Annotated in this window: 12 protein-coding genes and 3 pseudogenes; 4 read left to right on the top strand and 11 right to left on the bottom strand. The window is 70.8% G+C overall.

Annotated features, from left to right (window positions below; all coding sequences use genetic code 11):
• Positions 1-987: 987 nt before the first annotated feature.
• Together ACFYPJ_RS37385 and ACFYPJ_RS37380 are read left to right on the top strand one after the other, a co-directional pair.
• A pseudogene (locus tag ACFYPJ_RS37385) lies at positions 988-1173 on the top strand (DUF6233 domain-containing protein); the annotation flags it as partial.
• A 190-nt stretch (positions 1174-1363) separates the two neighbouring features.
• Complete coding sequence (locus ACFYPJ_RS37380; RefSeq protein WP_389026314.1) at positions 1364-1702, top strand: DUF4333 domain-containing protein; 339 nt, start codon at positions 1364-1366, stop codon at positions 1700-1702.
• A 61-nt stretch (positions 1703-1763) separates the two neighbouring features.
• On the opposite strand, the pseudogene ACFYPJ_RS37375 reads toward ACFYPJ_RS37380, so the two are convergent.
• Positions 1764-1862 (bottom strand): annotated as a pseudogene (locus ACFYPJ_RS37375) (alpha/beta hydrolase); the annotation flags it as partial.
• A 265-nt stretch (positions 1863-2127) separates the two neighbouring features.
• Between ACFYPJ_RS37375 and ACFYPJ_RS37370 the strand changes: the two are divergent.
• On the top strand, positions 2128-2988 hold the full coding sequence (locus tag ACFYPJ_RS37370) for a GNAT family N-acetyltransferase (RefSeq protein WP_389026312.1): 861 nt from the start codon (positions 2128-2130) through the stop codon (positions 2986-2988).
• A gap of 129 nt (positions 2989-3117) precedes the next feature.
• Here the strand turns inward: ACFYPJ_RS37370 and ACFYPJ_RS37365 are convergent, their stop codons facing one another.
• Positions 3118-3681: an NADPH-dependent FMN reductase gene (locus ACFYPJ_RS37365; RefSeq protein ID WP_389026310.1), complete on the bottom strand. Its 564-nt coding sequence runs from the start codon at positions 3679-3681 to the stop codon at positions 3118-3120.
• 348 nt (positions 3682-4029) lie between these two features.
• Positions 4030-4419, bottom strand: a pseudogene (locus ACFYPJ_RS37360) (transposase); the annotation flags it as partial.
• 51 nt (positions 4420-4470) lie between these two features.
• On the opposite strand from ACFYPJ_RS37360, the gene ACFYPJ_RS37355 reads away from it, so the two are divergent.
• On the top strand, positions 4471-5049 hold the full coding sequence (locus tag ACFYPJ_RS37355) for a MarR family winged helix-turn-helix transcriptional regulator (protein WP_389026308.1): 579 nt from the start codon (positions 4471-4473) through the stop codon (positions 5047-5049).
• A 90-nt stretch (positions 5050-5139) separates the two neighbouring features.
• Here the strand turns inward: ACFYPJ_RS37355 and ACFYPJ_RS37350 are convergent, their stop codons facing one another.
• The 8 genes from ACFYPJ_RS37350 to ACFYPJ_RS37315 all read right to left on the bottom strand — a co-directional run bounded on the left by ACFYPJ_RS37350 (position 5140) and on the right by ACFYPJ_RS37315 (position 14782).
• Entirely contained in the window at positions 5140-7134 is a 1995-nt protein-coding gene (locus ACFYPJ_RS37350) for a phosphocholine-specific phospholipase C (RefSeq protein WP_389026306.1), read from the bottom strand.
• A gap of 29 nt (positions 7135-7163) precedes the next feature.
• Positions 7164-8918, bottom strand: coding sequence for a hypothetical protein (locus ACFYPJ_RS37345; protein ID WP_389026304.1), 1755 nt, complete (start codon positions 8916-8918; stop codon positions 7164-7166).
• Positions 8919-9192: 274 nt separating this feature from the next.
• Complete coding sequence (locus ACFYPJ_RS37340) at positions 9193-9513, bottom strand: DMT family transporter (RefSeq protein ID WP_389026302.1); 321 nt, start codon at positions 9511-9513, stop codon at positions 9193-9195.
• Positions 9514-9715: 202 nt separating this feature from the next.
• Entirely contained in the window at positions 9716-10414 is a 699-nt protein-coding gene (locus ACFYPJ_RS37335; protein WP_389026300.1) for an HAD family hydrolase, read from the bottom strand.
• 168 nt (positions 10415-10582) lie between these two features.
• Positions 10583-11677 carry an ABC transporter ATP-binding protein gene (locus ACFYPJ_RS37330; RefSeq protein WP_389026298.1) on the bottom strand — a complete coding sequence of 365 codons (1095 nt, stop codon included), beginning with the start codon at positions 11675-11677 and terminating at the stop codon, positions 10583-10585.
• Positions 11674-12678, bottom strand: coding sequence for an ABC transporter permease (locus ACFYPJ_RS37325; protein ID WP_389026296.1), 1005 nt, complete (start codon positions 12676-12678; stop codon positions 11674-11676). Before ACFYPJ_RS37325 ends, ACFYPJ_RS37330 begins: the two co-directional genes overlap by 4 nt.
• Entirely contained in the window at positions 12666-13622 is a 957-nt protein-coding gene (locus ACFYPJ_RS37320) for an ABC transporter permease (protein ID WP_389026294.1), read from the bottom strand. The genes ACFYPJ_RS37325 and ACFYPJ_RS37320 overlap by 13 nt, the downstream gene beginning before the upstream one ends.
• An 8-nt stretch (positions 13623-13630) precedes the next feature.
• Complete coding sequence (locus tag ACFYPJ_RS37315) at positions 13631-14782, bottom strand: ABC transporter substrate-binding protein (RefSeq protein WP_389026292.1); 1152 nt, start codon at positions 14780-14782, stop codon at positions 13631-13633.
• Positions 14783-15015: the final 233 nt, after the last annotated feature.

Raw genomic sequence — 15015 nt, 5'->3', positions numbered from 1 at the left:
ACCCCCCAGGTCATGCCTTCGACAGGGGGACACAGTCATGCCGGGCCCGGAGGCCAGCGGCCCTCTTGCAGGACCGCGAAGAACATAACGGGGGGCGGTCCGACGCCACCCCGGCCATGGACGCCACCGGGGCCGGGACACCCGCTGGTCCCGGTGACCTTCGTGCTCGAACCCCGGAAGTTCTTCACGACGGGCCGCGATGTGGATTTCAGCGGGCGTGTCCGCTCGCCCTCGGCGCCCGGCGGACAGACGTCGGGCAGACCGCTACCGAGAACGGGTACGGCCTGGCCGACCGAACGCTTCTGACAGCCGTTCTGGAAGGTACGCCAGGTCAGAGCGCATGCGGAAGCTCCCGCCATGCGCCACGGGGAAGCACACGACGCGGACTCGTCCGACGTACTGAGCCTTGTCGGCCGTTTTCAGTGAGCCGGGGTCATTCGTCCCGCGTCACGCGGGCGTGATCGGTCACTACACGGTGGAAGAGGTCATGACCGGTCCTGCCGGCGTGCCTCAGCGCCCTACGCCGCATACATCTTCGCCAACATGCCTCCGCAATCCTCCCCCGGCACGGCCGCCGACGGCGAGGCTCCACAGGGGAGTAACTGGCAGCAGTCACTGCAGGACAAGGGGAAGACCCCGCAACGCTGACGAACCCCCGGGTTGGTCCGGCATTCTCTACGAACGCATCTACCTGATCACCAGCCTGCCGCCAGGCACCGTGGGCGGTATCCAGCTCGCCGCCTGGATCAGAGGACACTGGAAGATCGAAATTCTTGCACCACGTCCGCGACCGCGCCTTCCGTGCGGACAACTCGAATCCGTGTCGGTCGCCTCCCTCGATTCATGGCCGGTCTAACCTCGCCATCGGCGTCCACCGACAAGACGGCCACAGGCCCCTGACCGCCCTCGGCCTCACCGAATGAATCCGGACAGACCTCCGATCATGCAAGGGGGACCCGGGTATCGCGCTGTCCAGACCGGACCGTCCACACCAGCGAGTGCCGGAGCACCGAGAAGATCACCAGAACCAAGCTCCTCAGCCGCGACCATGCCCGCCAGGCGTTCGTCGGCACTGTCGCTCCCTGCCCGCCCTGCCTCCCGGACACCGCACTTGGGCTCCTGGACCCATCTCATGACGTGAGTGCCCCCGCATCACGTAAGTACCCCCACTGACCTGCCGATCCAGCCAGGTCGGCTGGTGCGCCCGCTGCCACGTGCCGTGCCACCGATACGGACATGGAGGCACCCCCCGTGCGCAGCCTGCCGGGCCGAGACCGACCCGAACGTCTCTCTGGAGGCGCAGCCGTCTGAGGCTGACTCACCCCGCTTGCCAGTCGGTCAAGGGTTCGGTACAACTTCCCGGATGACTGATCAACGAAGCTTCGCGCGCACCGTTATGGCGCTGTCCTCGGTCGTGATCGCTGTCTGCGCGGTGGTGGTGACGGTCTACGTGACGACCCTTGACCCCGTTCCGGTCGAACCGCCGCGCGTACTGGACCAGGCCGCGCTGGAGAAGCAGGTGGCGGGTGCGGCCGGCGGCCTGAAGAAGACACCTTGGGCCAGGGTGGACTGCCCGCTGTCCATAGTGGTCAAGGACGGCACCGAGTTCGACTGCACCGTCTACGGGGACACCAACCCCAAGCGCGTGACTGTCGAGATCCTTGACGACCAGGGCAAGCTCACGGTGCAGGCTGACAACTGAGACGGTTCTCGACGGGGCGCGGGCTCCGGGCGGGTCGGTGCGCGGAGTTGGCGAAGCCCCCGAGCGGCACGGGACGGTGGCCGAGCGCGGTGAGTTCCGGCACGACCTCGTCCCAGGCGGATCCGTCGAGCCACAAGCCGGCGATGAGCAGGATGTCCACGGTGGTCCTCCCGAAGAGAGGTCGGATCTGGTTGCCGGCACGTTATCGGGAGGCTCTGACATCGGGCTCTGGGCAGAGCCCGATCTTTGAAGACGGCTCGACCCAAACCAACCCAACCCGGTGAACCTAGGCGGCCACAGTGGGGTCGACAGGGAAGTGCGGATGGCGCAGGGTTCACGTCATGTCTGGTGCACCCTTGAAACGATTGCCGGTCGGCTACCGGAGCCGGTCGGCAACCATCGCCGATGCAGAGGCAGTTCACCGTTTGGTCGCTGCGTGCGAGTCGGAGCTGCATGGCCGTGCCACGACCGGCGCTGACCGCATCGTCGCCGATCTCAGCGTGCCCGGCCTGGAACTGAGGTCCGACACGGTGCTCGTGCACGGCTCAGGAGGCGAGCCGGTCGGCTGGGGCTGGGTGAAGGGCCGACGTGCCACGGTCCACGTGCATCCCCGTCACACGGGCCGGGGTCTTGGCGGTCTGCTGCTCGCCTGGACCGAGGCACGGGCCCGGCAGCGGGGTGGCGATCGGCTTGCCCAGACGGTCCCCGACAGCGATCACGCGGCGATCGCGCTCCTGAGGTCCGGTGGGTACTCCCGGCTGGTCACCGAGTGGCTGCTGGAGATCGCGACGCCCGTCGAACCGGAGGTGCCCGAGCCACCCGGAGGTATCACGGTCCGAGCCTTCCGAGCGGGCGATGAAGTGAGTGCGTACCAGCTCACAGAGGATGCGTTCGACGAGTGGCAGCAGCGGAGAAAGACCTATGCGGAATGGGCTGCGCACACGGTCGAACGGGCAACGTTCGCACCCGTGGCATCACCGGTCGCCTTCGCCGGCGACCGGATGGTCGGCGCGGTGCTGTCGCTGGACGTCCCTGGCAGCGACGAAGGGTACGTCGAGCGGGTCGCGGTACGGCGGGATCAACGCAACCGAGGGATCGCTCGCCTGCTGCTGCGGGAATCGTTCCGCGCCTTCTACCGGCAGGGCAGGCGGGGCTGCACGCTGTGGACGCACTCGGACACCGGCGCGCTGTCGCTGTACGAGCGCATCGGTATGACGGTCCGGCGTAGTTCCACGGTCTACAGCAAGGTGCTCATGGCCCGGAGCAAGGCGGTCACGGTCCGGTAGCCGAGGAGCGCGACCGTTCTGCTCGTGCACAGGGGCACCGCACAGGGCGGTCGTCTGTTCCGCGAGCAGCCGGCCGCCGGGTGCGGGGTCGTGCGGCACCCGGCGGTCCGCCGCTGCGGGAGGAGAGCGTCAGTGCCTGACGGTCTTCAGCGCGCCGGCCCAGGATTCGAGCTGGTTGAACAGCACGACGGCGATGTCGTCGTGGTGCGGCGCGGGCTGGAAGGCGGAGAAGTTCTCGAAGTCGGTCATCAGCGAGAACGACAGCTGCTGGCGCACGTGAGCGAGCTGCAGTTCGCTCGAAATGGCCCGCAGGTGCTCGATCGCGCGGGCTCCGCCGAGCCCACCGTAGGAGACGAAGGCCGCCGCCTTGTTGTTCCACTCGGTGTAGAGGTAGTCGATCGCGTTCTTCAGCACGCCGGAGGTGGAGTGGTTGTACTCCGGGGTGACGAAGATGTATCCGTCGAACTCGCTGATCTTGGCAGACCAGGCTTTCGTGTGCTCACCGGAGTAAATGCCGGCGGACGGCGGAACCGCCTCGTCCAGGTGGGGCAGCGGGTAGTCGGCCAGGTCGATCAGCTCGTAGTCGGCGTCGGTACGCTCCTTCGCCTTGGCCAGGACCCAGTCCGCCACCGCTTTGCCGTTACGGCCGGGGCGGGTGCTGCCCAGGATGATCGCGATCTTCAGATTGCTCATAGCTGTTTCCCTCCGACGCTGATCAACAGCATCACTTGAATCTTCATGCGTGACCCTAGTCGACCGTCACGTGAATATTCAAGTCAAGGGGGTACGGTTCTGGAAAGCTCCAGATCTCGGACGGTGTCCTACGTGGTGGGACGGAGGAGGTGCGTGTGGTGGCACAGGGGTGTGGCGGGGCTGGGAGGTGTGCGGTCACGGCGGGATTGCGCTCGTGGGGGGACAGGGTCGGCGGTGGTGGGGCCGTCGCTCCGGTCCTTCATCTCAATTGGTGGCCGTTGGCGGCGGAGCAGGGGCCGGGTGGCGCCGGTGCAGGGTGGGAGGTGGCTGGTGCTGTGTTCGGTACATTCCGCGGTCGGCGGGATGCGGGTCCGGGGCCGTCAGTCCTTCTCTCTTCAGGGCCCGCGTGTTCACGGAGTCGATCGCCCAGCGCGACCAGTCCAGCTCGCCGCGGGGACCGGGCTCGTCGCGGACCATGCGGTGGAGCTCCGCCCACACCCTGGCGTTCGACCACTCCGCGAACCGCCGGTGGACCGTCGCCCCCGACGGCCCGAACGAGGCGGACGGCAGCTGCCGCCACGTGCAGCCCGACGTCGCCACGAACACGATCGCCGCCAGTACTTCGCGGTCGCCGTGCCGGCGGCGGCCGCCGCCCTGCGGGCGCGTCGGTGCCTCGGGCGCCACCCGCTGGAACAGCTCCCACAGCTCGTCCGGCACCAGCCGCTCAACGATCCCCACCCTCGTAGGCTATCGAACTTTCCAAATGAGATGAGCTGTTAGGCTATGTGTATGTCTGCTCAAGGGGAGGAGTCCGAGGTGGCCGAGCCTCGCTGGCTCACTGCTGACCAGCTTGAGGCGTGGCGCGGGTTCAGCAACCTCGCGCAGCGGCTGCCCATCGCGCTTGAGTGGCAGCTTCAGCGGGACGCGCAGCTCAGCTTCATCGAGTACTACGTGCTGGCGCTCCTGTCGGAACAGCCCGAACACCGCATGCGGATGAGCGAGGTCGCGGCCCGGGTCAACTCGGAGCTGTCGCGCCTGTCGCACATGGTCAGCCGTCTTGAGAAGCGCGGCATCCTGTGCCGCGAGCCGGATCCGTGTGACGGACGTTATACACACGCGATCCTGACCGACGCCGGTTTCGCCTACCTGGAAGAGGCGGCGCCCGGGCACGTCGAGCGCGTGCGCCAGCTGTTCATCGACGCCCTCGACCCGGAGGAGCTGCAGACGCTGCGCCGGTGCTCCGAGAAGGTCATCGCCCGTATCGACAGCGCGGCGGAACAGGCGGAACGGCGAGCGCCGGCCGGGCGGTGCGACCCGAGGGAACCACACCGGGCTGCTGAGTCCGGTAGAACCACGCCGGGCTGCTGAGTCCGGTAGAACCACACCGGGCTGCTGAGAACGCCCGGCGGACCGGCCCGGCGGGGGGTGGGCAGCGCCGCGCCCGCCGGGCCGGGGCTGTCAGAGCTTGTGGATCGTTCCGGCGTACCGCTCGGCGAAGCGGGTGCCGGTGGCCGCGGTGACGGTGACGTCGTAGCGGCCCTGGCGGTCGGCGTGCCAGGAGACGGTGGTGCGGGCGCGCGGGCCGACCCGGACCGTCCTGGTCTCGTCGCCGAAATCGTTGGCGGCGAGGGTGAAGGAGACCTCGGTGTCGCCGTCGTTGGCGAGTCTGAAGTCGACCGTGGACTGCTCCGGGTGCCCCCTGTCGCGCAGCTTGGCGGTGACCGAGGGCAGGCCGGTGTCGGTCTGGCCGTCGGGGGTGACCGTGCCGGAGAAGCGGGTGACGAATCCGTCGGCGCCGTACACCGAGAAGTCGTACCGGCCGTCGGTGGCGGCGGCGTCCCACTCGTAGGTGCGGGTGCCGTCGGCCTGCACCAGGTACGGGGTGCCGCTGAAGGGCTTGAGGATGTTGGGCAGCACGGTGAAGACGTAGCCGGTGGAGCCCTTGTTGGTCATGGTGCAGGTGACCTTGCCGGTGCGGCGGTCGACCGATACCTCGGCCCAGGGCCGGTAGGGCAGCGGGCGGTGGGGCCGCTCGCCGGATTCCTGCCGGGGCATCGTCTGCCTGCCGTCGGCGGGGGTCTGGACGGGCGGCAGGGAGTGCTGGGCGGTGGCCCGTGCCTTGAGCTCGTCGGTGTCCGGAAGCCGCGGGAGGCTGTAGTCGGGCCTGCTGAAGTCGAAGCAGGTGCTGAGGTCGCCGCAGACGGCGCGGCGCCACGCCGAGATGTTCGGCTCGTGGACGCCGGTGACCAGCTCCAGGAAGCGCAGCACCGAGGTGTGGTCAAAGACCTGCGAGTTGACCCAGCCGCCGCGGGACCAGGGCGAGCACACCCACATCGGGACCCGGCTGCCCAGGCCGATGGGCTTGCCGTCCACGAACTCGTCCTCGGTGCCGGCCTCGGCGTAGGGCGGCACGACGTGGTCGAAGAACCCGTCGTTCTCGTCGTACATCACCAGGAAGACGGTGCTGCGCCACACGTCGGGGTTGGCCATCAGGGACTGGAGGGCCTTGTTGACCCACCAGGCACCCCAGTCCGGTCCGGCGCTCGGGTGTTCGCAGTAGTTGAAGGGGGCCACGAGCCAGGAGACCGTGGGCAGGCTGCCGTCCCGGCAGTCCGCGTCGAAGGCGGTCAGGTCGTGCTTCGTCATCGCGTTGAGGTGCAGCGGCGAGTCGGCGGGGGCTTCGGCGAACTGCCTGAAGTACGACAGTGCGTTGTCGTCGTAGTCGCCGTTCTCGTTGTCCGAGCCGTCGGGGTTGTGGTAGACGCGCCAGCTGATCCCGGCCTGCTCCAGGCGCTCGGCGTAGGTGGTCCAGTCGCCCACCGGGTTCTCGGTGACGATCGAGTTGTCAGTGAAGGGGCCCGTGGTGCCGTCGGTGCCGGGGCCGGGCGTACCGGTCCACAGGTAGAGGCGGTTGGGGTCGGTGGGGCCGTTCAGCGAGGTGAAATAGCTGTCGCAGACGGTGAAGGCGTCGGCCAGGGCGTACTGGAAGGGGATGTCCGCACGGGTGAAGTAGCCCATGCTGAAACGGCCCTTGGCGGAGATCCACTGGTTCTGGGCGCCGTTGTTGACCGCCCGGTGGCCGGAGTCCCAGCCGTGGTCGAGGCCGCCGAAGTCCTGCGCCCGGTAGGCCGCGGTGTCGAAGCGGAACGGCAGGGAGTAGCCCTCGGCACGCCCGGCGTCGGGCTGCCGGAAGACCGGATTCCCGCCCGGCAGGACGACGCCCTGCTTGTCGTCGAAGCCGCGGACGCCGTTGAGGGTGCCCAGGTAGTGGTCGAAGCTGCGGTTCTCCTGCATGAGGATCACGACGTGCCGGACGTCGTCGACGGTGCCGTGCCCTGTGGCGGACGCGGTGGACGTCTCGGCGGCCGCGGCCGTGCCGGGCAGTCCGAGGGCGGCGGTCGCGCCCGCCGCGGCGGCGGTGCCGACGAAGGTACGGCGGCTGATCGGGGTCATGGATGCGGGTCCTTTGCGGTCGTACGGGATCAGCGGGCGGTACGCAGGGCGAAGGTGACGACGGCCGCGGCGTGGTCGGACGGCCAGCCGTTGACGCCCGTGCCGGGGACCGGGCGCGGCCAGCCGGTGGTGAGGCTGTGGGCCTCAAGGACCTTCAGACGCCCGGCGTACTGGACCTGGTCGACGCGGTCCTGCGGCTCGGCGCCGCCGCCGTCGTCGTGGGTCGGGCGGACGGGGGACCAGGTGCTGCCGGGGACCTTGACCGGGTTGGGGTTCGCCTCGCGGAAGGCGTCGTTGAGGCCCGCCTTCTCCAGCACCTCGGTCACCGGCCAGGCCACGGCGCCGACCCCATGGTGGGCGGCGGAGGTGCGCGCGGTCCAGTCCAGGTGGGAGGGGGAGGCGAGGCCGGCGGCGAGGATCACGGGGGCGGCGGAGGCGAGGTCGCGCCGCATGGCGGCGACCAGCGCCTGCGCCTGCCGGTAGCGCAGGGTCCGCTTCTCGGCGGCGATGACCGCGCTCGCGCTCTGCCCGGCCGCCACCGCGTACGGTCCGTAGTCGCCCTCGTCCAACTGAGCCGCCCACAACCGTACGGTGCGACCGCCGGGCAGTCGCACGGTGGCGGATGCCGCGGGCAGGTCGGCCGTCGGGTCCGTGACGTCGGCCAGCGGGTGGCGGCTGACGATGCCGAGGCCGCCCGGGGCCTGGTGGACGCTCCAGCCGAGCGCCCGGCCGAGGGCCTCGGCCGCGGTGCCGTCCGTCTCCTGGAGGGCGACGGCGTCCAGTCCCTGGGTGAGGACCACCCGCACCTGCTTCTCCAGCGGGCTGTCGACGTGCCTGCCGGCGTCCCACAGGTTCAGCGAGGCGACCTTGAGGGTGAGGTCGTCCCGGTCGGAGCGGACCGGTACCTCGACGGTCACGGTGTCGCTGCCGCCGGCGCTGTCCTGCACGGAGGCCACCAGCCGGCCCGGGGCCCTCGGCGCCCTGCCGGGGGTGCGGCCGGTGACGGTGCCGTCGGAGCCGACGGACAGCCAGGAGTCGCCGGAGGCCCGGTGGAAGGACGGGGTACCGGGCTTGTTGCCCTCCGGGCGGATCCACAGGTTGCCCAGCGGCACTTCGACGGTCTCCCCGGCGGTGGCCGGGACGGTGACCGCGTCGACGACGGCGTACGGCGCAACGACGGGGGTGAAGCGGAACGGCGCCGTCTTGGCGATGACCGGGTACTTGTCCTGGTAGCACAGGTAGGCGGTGTACGGGCCGCCGGTCAGGCCCGAGGTGTCGAGGGTGAGGCTGCCGGACGCGGCGGCGGAGTACGCCCAGACGATGGACGATCCGGTACCGGGCTGCCGGTCGCCGTCGTAGATCCCGATCCAGTTCTTGGCGTCGGGTGAGGAAGTGGTCCAGGCGAAGGTGAGTCGGTCGCCCTCGTGCGGGGTGGCCGGGGACTTCAGGACGATGCTGTCGCCGGACCCGGTGAAGGAGAGCGGCCCGGTCCGGGCGAGGATCTGGTTGCCGTCGTCGAGCAGCAGGTACGCCGTGTAGGGTGCGCCGGCCAGCTTGGAGGTGTCGACGGTGGTGGTGCCCGACGTGGCCGCCGGGACGTACGACCACGCCGACGAGGTGCCGTTGCCCGGTGAACTCCCGGGGCCGTACACGCCGATCCAGTTCTTGGCGCCCGCGGTGTCGGTGGTCCAGGTGAAGGTCAGTTTGTCGCCCGGGTGGGGTGCGGTGGGCGAGGCGAGGGCGAGGGTGCTGTTGGAGGCCGCCACGGTGGGAGTGGGTGGCATGAGGGCACGGATCCTCTCCGTCCGGTCCGGGCACGGGAGGCCAGGGCCGGAGCAGTCGGCTGGGCGGCGGGTCCCGGAGGTCCCGGCCGTGGTGTGTCCCTGGCACCGGCGGGGCGTTGCCGTGCACCGGGAGCCAGTTGGCTATACAACTCGGCCCAGTAAGCGGCTCGTGCAGAAATCTTTCGTGAACGGGACGTGGCGCGCGTCCGGGCAGTGGCCGACAATCCGCCCTGCGCGGGCCGTCGTTGCGTTCCCGCCTGCGCTCGGGGCCGCGTCAGTGGCCGCCGTTCACGTTGAGAAGCACCACGCCCGCGATCACCAGGGCGACGCCCAGCCACTGCGGCCACCCCAGCGACTCCCCGAACGCCACCGCGCCGACGGCGGCGACCGCCGCCGTGCCGACCCCCGACCAGACCGCGTAGGCGACGGACACCGGGAGGTTTTTCAGCGCGCGTCCCAGCAGGACGAACGACACCACGTAGCCGACCGCCACCGCGACGGTCGGCAGCAGCCGGGTGTACCCCTCGGTGAGCTTCAGACAACTGGTGGCGCAGATCTCGGAGGCGATGGCGAGGGCCAGTAGCAGGTAGGGCATCGTGACTCGGCAGGTGTGAGCGGGCGGGAGCGGACGGGGCGGGAACCGACAGGTGAGGGCGGGACCGGAGAGGGTGCGCGCAGGCGCGGGGAGAGGGCGCGGGCGGGATCGGCGACATGCGGATGTGAACTGCTAGGTGCAGACGGGCGGGAAGAGACGCGAAGAGGTGCGGAGGGGGGTGGCCGCGGTGGGCGGCCACCGGTCAGGTGCGGGTGCCGGGGGCTCGTACGGGGGCCGCGGCCAGCGTGGACAGCAGCGCCAGGTCCGCGCCCTCCAGGCTGTTCAGCACCACGGTCCCCGGCTCCGCGGCGATCGGTACGGCGGACGGGACCGCCAGCACGGGGCAGCCCGCCGCCCGCGCGGAGGCCACACCCAGCGGGCTGTCCTCCACCGCGACACACGTCCGCGGCGCGGCGCCGAGCCGCTCGGCCGCCGCCAGGTACGGATCCGGGGCGGGCTTGGTGCGGGCGGTGTCCTCCGCCGCCACGGTCAGTGCGAACCACTCCCGGCCGAGCGCGCGCAGGACCAGGTCGACCACGTGCCGCGGTGAGGCGGTCACCACGGCGACCGGTACCGAGGCGTCCTTCAACTCGGCCAGCAGCCGCGGAACACCGGGCCGGGGCCGGACGTCGTTCGCCACCCGGGCGGCGAAGGCGGAGCCGAGGTCGGCGGCGATCCGCGCCTCGGGCACCGGGCGGCCCACGGCCCGGCGCAGATACCCGGCGGTGTGCCCCACCGGCCGGCCGAACACCTCGGGGTGATCGGCGTCGGTCAGCCGGTAGCCCAGGTCCCGTGCCACCTCGGCGACGGCCCGCCACCACAGGTGTTCGGTGTCGACGAGTGTTCCGTCCATGTCGAACAGCACGGCGGCGGGAGGGACCGGGGCGATACGGGAGTGCACGAATGCCCTTCCTGTCGGGAGATACGGGATGGGAGATGCGGGACTGTACTCAGGGCGGGGCGGGGCGGAGTTGACCGGAGCGGACCGGCGTACGGCGGTGGGGTGAACCCGGTCGGCGCGGGGTGCGCACCCGTGGTGAGCGCCCCGCGCGACGGCCCGGCGAAGGGTTCAGGCGGCCCGGCGGCGGTCCACCAGGACGGGGCGCTCGGGCAGCGTCAGGGACGCCGTCGTGCCGACCGGCAGACCGGCCGCCGCACCGGTGGGCAGGTCGGCCTTCACCTCGGTCCCGTCGGCCAGCCGCACGGTGAGCCGGGTGACCGCGCCCAGGAAGGAGGCCGCCACCACCGTGCCGCCGCCCAGCGGATCGGCGGCGACCCGTACCGCCTCGGGACGTACCAGGACGTCCAGGTCGCCGTCGGCGGGCAGCGCGCCCTCCACCGGGAGTCGGCTGCCCAGCACCTCGACCTGCGCGGTGCCGGCCGCGCGCACCGCCGGCAGCCGGCTCATGGTGCCCACGAACTCGGCGACGAAGGCCGTGGCGGGCCGGGCGTACAACTCCGCCGGGACGGCGACCTGTTCGAGCCGGCCCGCGCGCAGCACCGCCACCCGGTCGGCCATCGACAGGGCCTCCTCCTGGTCGTGCGTCACGAACAGCGTGGTGATCCCCAGGTCCTGCTGGAGCCGGCGGATCTCCTCGCGCAGCGACAGCCGTACCTTCGCGTCCAGCGCGGACAGCGGCTCGTCGAGCAGCAGCACGCGTGGCTGGAGCGCCAGCGCGCGGGCCAGGGCGACCCGCTGCTGCTGACCGCCCGACATCTGGTGCGGGAACCTGTCGGCGAGCCGGCCCAGCCCCACCAGGTCCAGCAGCTGCGCGGACCGGCGCAGCCGCTCTGACTTGCCGGTGCCCCGCATCCGCAGGCCGAACGCGACGTTCTCGACAGCCGTCAGGTGCGGGAAGAGGCTGTAGGACTGGAACACCATCCCGGCGCCGCGCCGGTGCGCGGGCACACCGATGACGTCCTCGCCGTCGACGAGGACCTCGCCCGCGTCCGGGTGCTCGAAACCGGCCAGCATCCGCAGCGCGGTGGTCTTGCCACAGCCGGACGGCCCGAGCAGGGCGAGGAGTTCGCCGGGACGGGCGGCCAGGTCCAGGCCGTCCAACGCCACCGTCGCGCCGAAACTGCGGCGCAGCGCGCGGAACTCCACGGTGGCGCCGCCGGACGCGCGGACGGACGCGGACGGGTCTGCGGTGGTGGTGGTCACGACTTCTCCTGGACGGTGTCGGTGTCGGTGACGGCCGCGGTGGCGGGATCGGTGTCGGTGACGGATGCGGAAACGGTGTCTATGTCTGTGTCTATGTCTCTGCCTGTGTCGGTGGCGGCGTTCGCGCGGACCCTGCGTTGGGGGCGGGCCGCGCGTCCGCGTCCGGCGGCGGCGAGCAGCAGCAGGAGGACCCAGGTCAGGACGAGGCTGAGCACCGACACGGACACCGAGACCTGGGCGTTGCTGCCGCCGAGGGACACGATCCACACGGCGAACGGCCGGTAGCCCAGGATCGAGGCGACCGTGTACTCGCCCAGCACCAGGGCCAGCGTGAGGAAACCGGTGTTCAGCAGCGCCCCGCGCAGGTTGGGCAGGACGACCTGGAACACGGTCCGCGGCCAGCTCGCCCCGCAGTTGCGCGCGGCCTCCACCAGCGTTCTGAGGTCCAGCGCCCGCAGTCCCGCGTCGAGGGTGCGGTAGGCCAGTGGCAGCGCCATCAGCACATAGGCGAGCAGCAGCACCGCCGGGAAGTCCGGGTTCTGGATCGCGGTGAAGGTCTGGAACAGCGGGGTGTCGGCGAGGTGGTCCGGGCCCCACTGCAGGACCGAGCTGATGCCCGCCGTCAGCGCCACCGCGGGCACCACCAGTGGCAGCGAGCACAGCACCTCCAGCAGCACCCGCAGCCGCGGCGCGGTCAGCCGTACCGCGATCAGCGCCGGTACGAGCAGCAGCAGGGTCGCGGCGATGGTGGCGGCGGCGAGTTCCAGGGTCAGCCGCAGGCTGTCCCAGAACCCCTCCGCACCGAAGATGCCGCTGTAGGAGTTCAGGGTGAGGCCCTGGCCGGGCACGTCCACGGTGAAGATCACCGAGGCCACCAGGGGGCCGAGGAAGTACACGGCGGCGATCAGTCCGACGACGCCGCGCCACACCCGGGGACGCCGCCGCCGCCCGGCGCCTTCCGGCTTCGGCCGCGCGGCGGCGGACGGGGTCAGTGCAGCCATCGTGCGCTCCTGCGCTGGAGGGGGATGTACAGGGCCATCACGACGCCGGCGATCACGATCATGTCGAGGCTCAGCGCCAGCGCCACGTTCCCCTGCCCGGCCAGTACGTTGCCGGACAGCGCATTGGCGATCTGCAGGGTGATCAGCGGAACGGAACTGCCCACGATGGCCGCCGCGGTGGCGTACGCGGCGAAGGCGCTGCCGAAGAGAAGCACGAAGCCGCCCAGCAGCGAGGGGGCGAGGATCGGCAGGGCCACGTGCGTCCAGTACTGCCGGGTGGTGGCGCCGTTGTTCTGCGCGGCCTCGCGCCACTGGACGCGCAGGCCGTCGAGTGCCGGGGCGATGGTGAGCACCATCAGCGGCACCAGGAAGTACAGGTAGACGATGCTGAGTCCGGTGAAGGAGTACAGGCTCCAGCCGTGCTCGCCCAGGTCCAGCGCCCGGGTCAGCTCACCGGAGTTGCCGAGGGTGGCGACGAAGGCGAAGGCGAGCGGCACACCGCCGAAGTTGGCGAGCACACCGGAGGCGGCCAGCACCGCTTCGCGCAGCGCGCGGAACCGGGAGGTCACGACGGCGTGGGCGAGCGGCAGGCCGAGCAGCACGCCGATCGCCGCCGTGAGAGCGGACAGCTTGACGCTGCCCCACAGGGCGGTGAGGTAGGCGCCGTGCACCGACTGGCTGATGTTGTCCGTGGTCCATTGCGGGCCGCCGGCCGCGCCCGCGGCCGTCCTGAAGGCGTTGGTGACGATCGCGAAGGCCGGCAGTCCGAAGACCACCAGGACGAAGACGATCAGCGGCAGGACGGCGAGCCAGCCGGCTGGGCGGGGCCGGCGGCGGGCGGTGCCCTTGGCCGTGGCAGGGGAGGCGACGGTCCCGGTGCCGCCGGCCTCGTCCGAGGACGGGCCGGCGGCACCTGGCGGCGTCGCGGGGCGAGCCGTGGTCATGTCGTCGATCAGCCGATGGCCTTGGCCCACCCGGCGAGCACGGCCTTCTGGGCGGCGTCGACCTGGGCGGTGGTCGGGAACTTCGGGCTTCCGGAGACCGGCGGGAGCTTCGCCGCGGCCGCCTTGTCGGCGGTGCCCTTCTCCAGCATGGCCGGCAGCTCGGCCGGGCGGGAGAAACCCTGCAGCCACAGGTTCTGGCCCTCGGTGCTGTAGAGGAACTCCTCCCAAAGGCGCGCGGCGGCCGGGTGCGGCGCGTACTTGTTGATGGCCTGGCTGTAGTACTGGGCGTACTGGCCGTCGCTGGGCACCGACACCTTCCAGTCCAGGCCCTTCGCGGCGAACTCCTTGGCGTAGCCGGCGTTGAGGTAGTCCCAGTCGATGCTGATGGGCGTCTCGCCCTTCTCGACGGTGGCCGGGGTGGACTCCACCGGGTTGAAGTTGCCGTTCTGCTTCAGCTTGTGGAAGAAGTCCAGGCCGGGCTGGATGTCGTCCAGCGAGCCGCCGTTCGCCAGCGCCGCGGCGAAGACACCGCCGAAGGCCGAACCCGACTTGGTCGGGTCGCCGTTCATCGCGACCTGGCCCTTGTACTGCGGCTTGAGCAGGTCGGCGAAGGTGGTCGGGCACTCCTTGACCCGCTTGGCGTCGCAGCCGATGGAGACGTAGCCGCCGTAGTCGTCGTACCGCAGGCCGGTCGCGTCCTTCTGTGCGGCGGGGATGTCGTCCCAGGTGGCGACCTTGTACGGGGCGAGGATGCCCTGTGCGGCGGCGCTCAGCGCGAAGGAGTTGCCGAGGTCGACGACGTCGGGCGCGCGGCTCTGGCCCTTGCGCGAGGTGATCGCGTTGATCTCGTCCTGGCTGGCGCCGTCCGGGTTCTCGTCGGAGACCTTGATCCCGTACTTCTTCTCGAACGCGGCGATGATCGTGCCGTAGTTGGCCCAGTCCGACGGCAGCGCGATGGCGTTGAGCGTGCCTTCCTTCTTCGCGGCGGCGACCAGCGCGTCCATGCCGCCGAAGTGTGCGGCGGAGGTGGCCGTTGCCGCGCTCTTACCGCCGCCGGCGGATGCCGTGGAATCGGAGGAGGAGCCGCAGGCGGTCAGGGCGAGGGCCGCAGTGGTGAGCCCGACCGCCACGGCGGCGGTTCGGACACGAGGGACTATCACGGGAATTCCTCCTGGTGGAACGGCGTGCGGGCGCGACGGACCAGGGGAGTCGGCCGTCAGCGTGCCAAGGTTGGCTGTACAACTTTCTTCAGTACGCCCGACACTGGTGGCCGGAAGATGAACAGTCCGGCGACTTCCGAGGGATGGCATTGGAATGTCGGCGTTTGCCCGAAGCGCTTGCCCGTCCTCGGGAGGCGGCTGCCGGCGCTGAGCGGATAGGGTCCAGCGAGGCG

Origin of the sequence: Streptomyces sp. NPDC006012 (assembly GCF_042871185.1) — a bacterium.
Lineage (GTDB): Bacteria > Actinomycetota > Actinomycetes > Streptomycetales > Streptomycetaceae > Streptomyces.
Note: the sequence above shows the minus strand (reverse complement) of the source record. Positions and strands in the feature narration are given on the sequence as shown.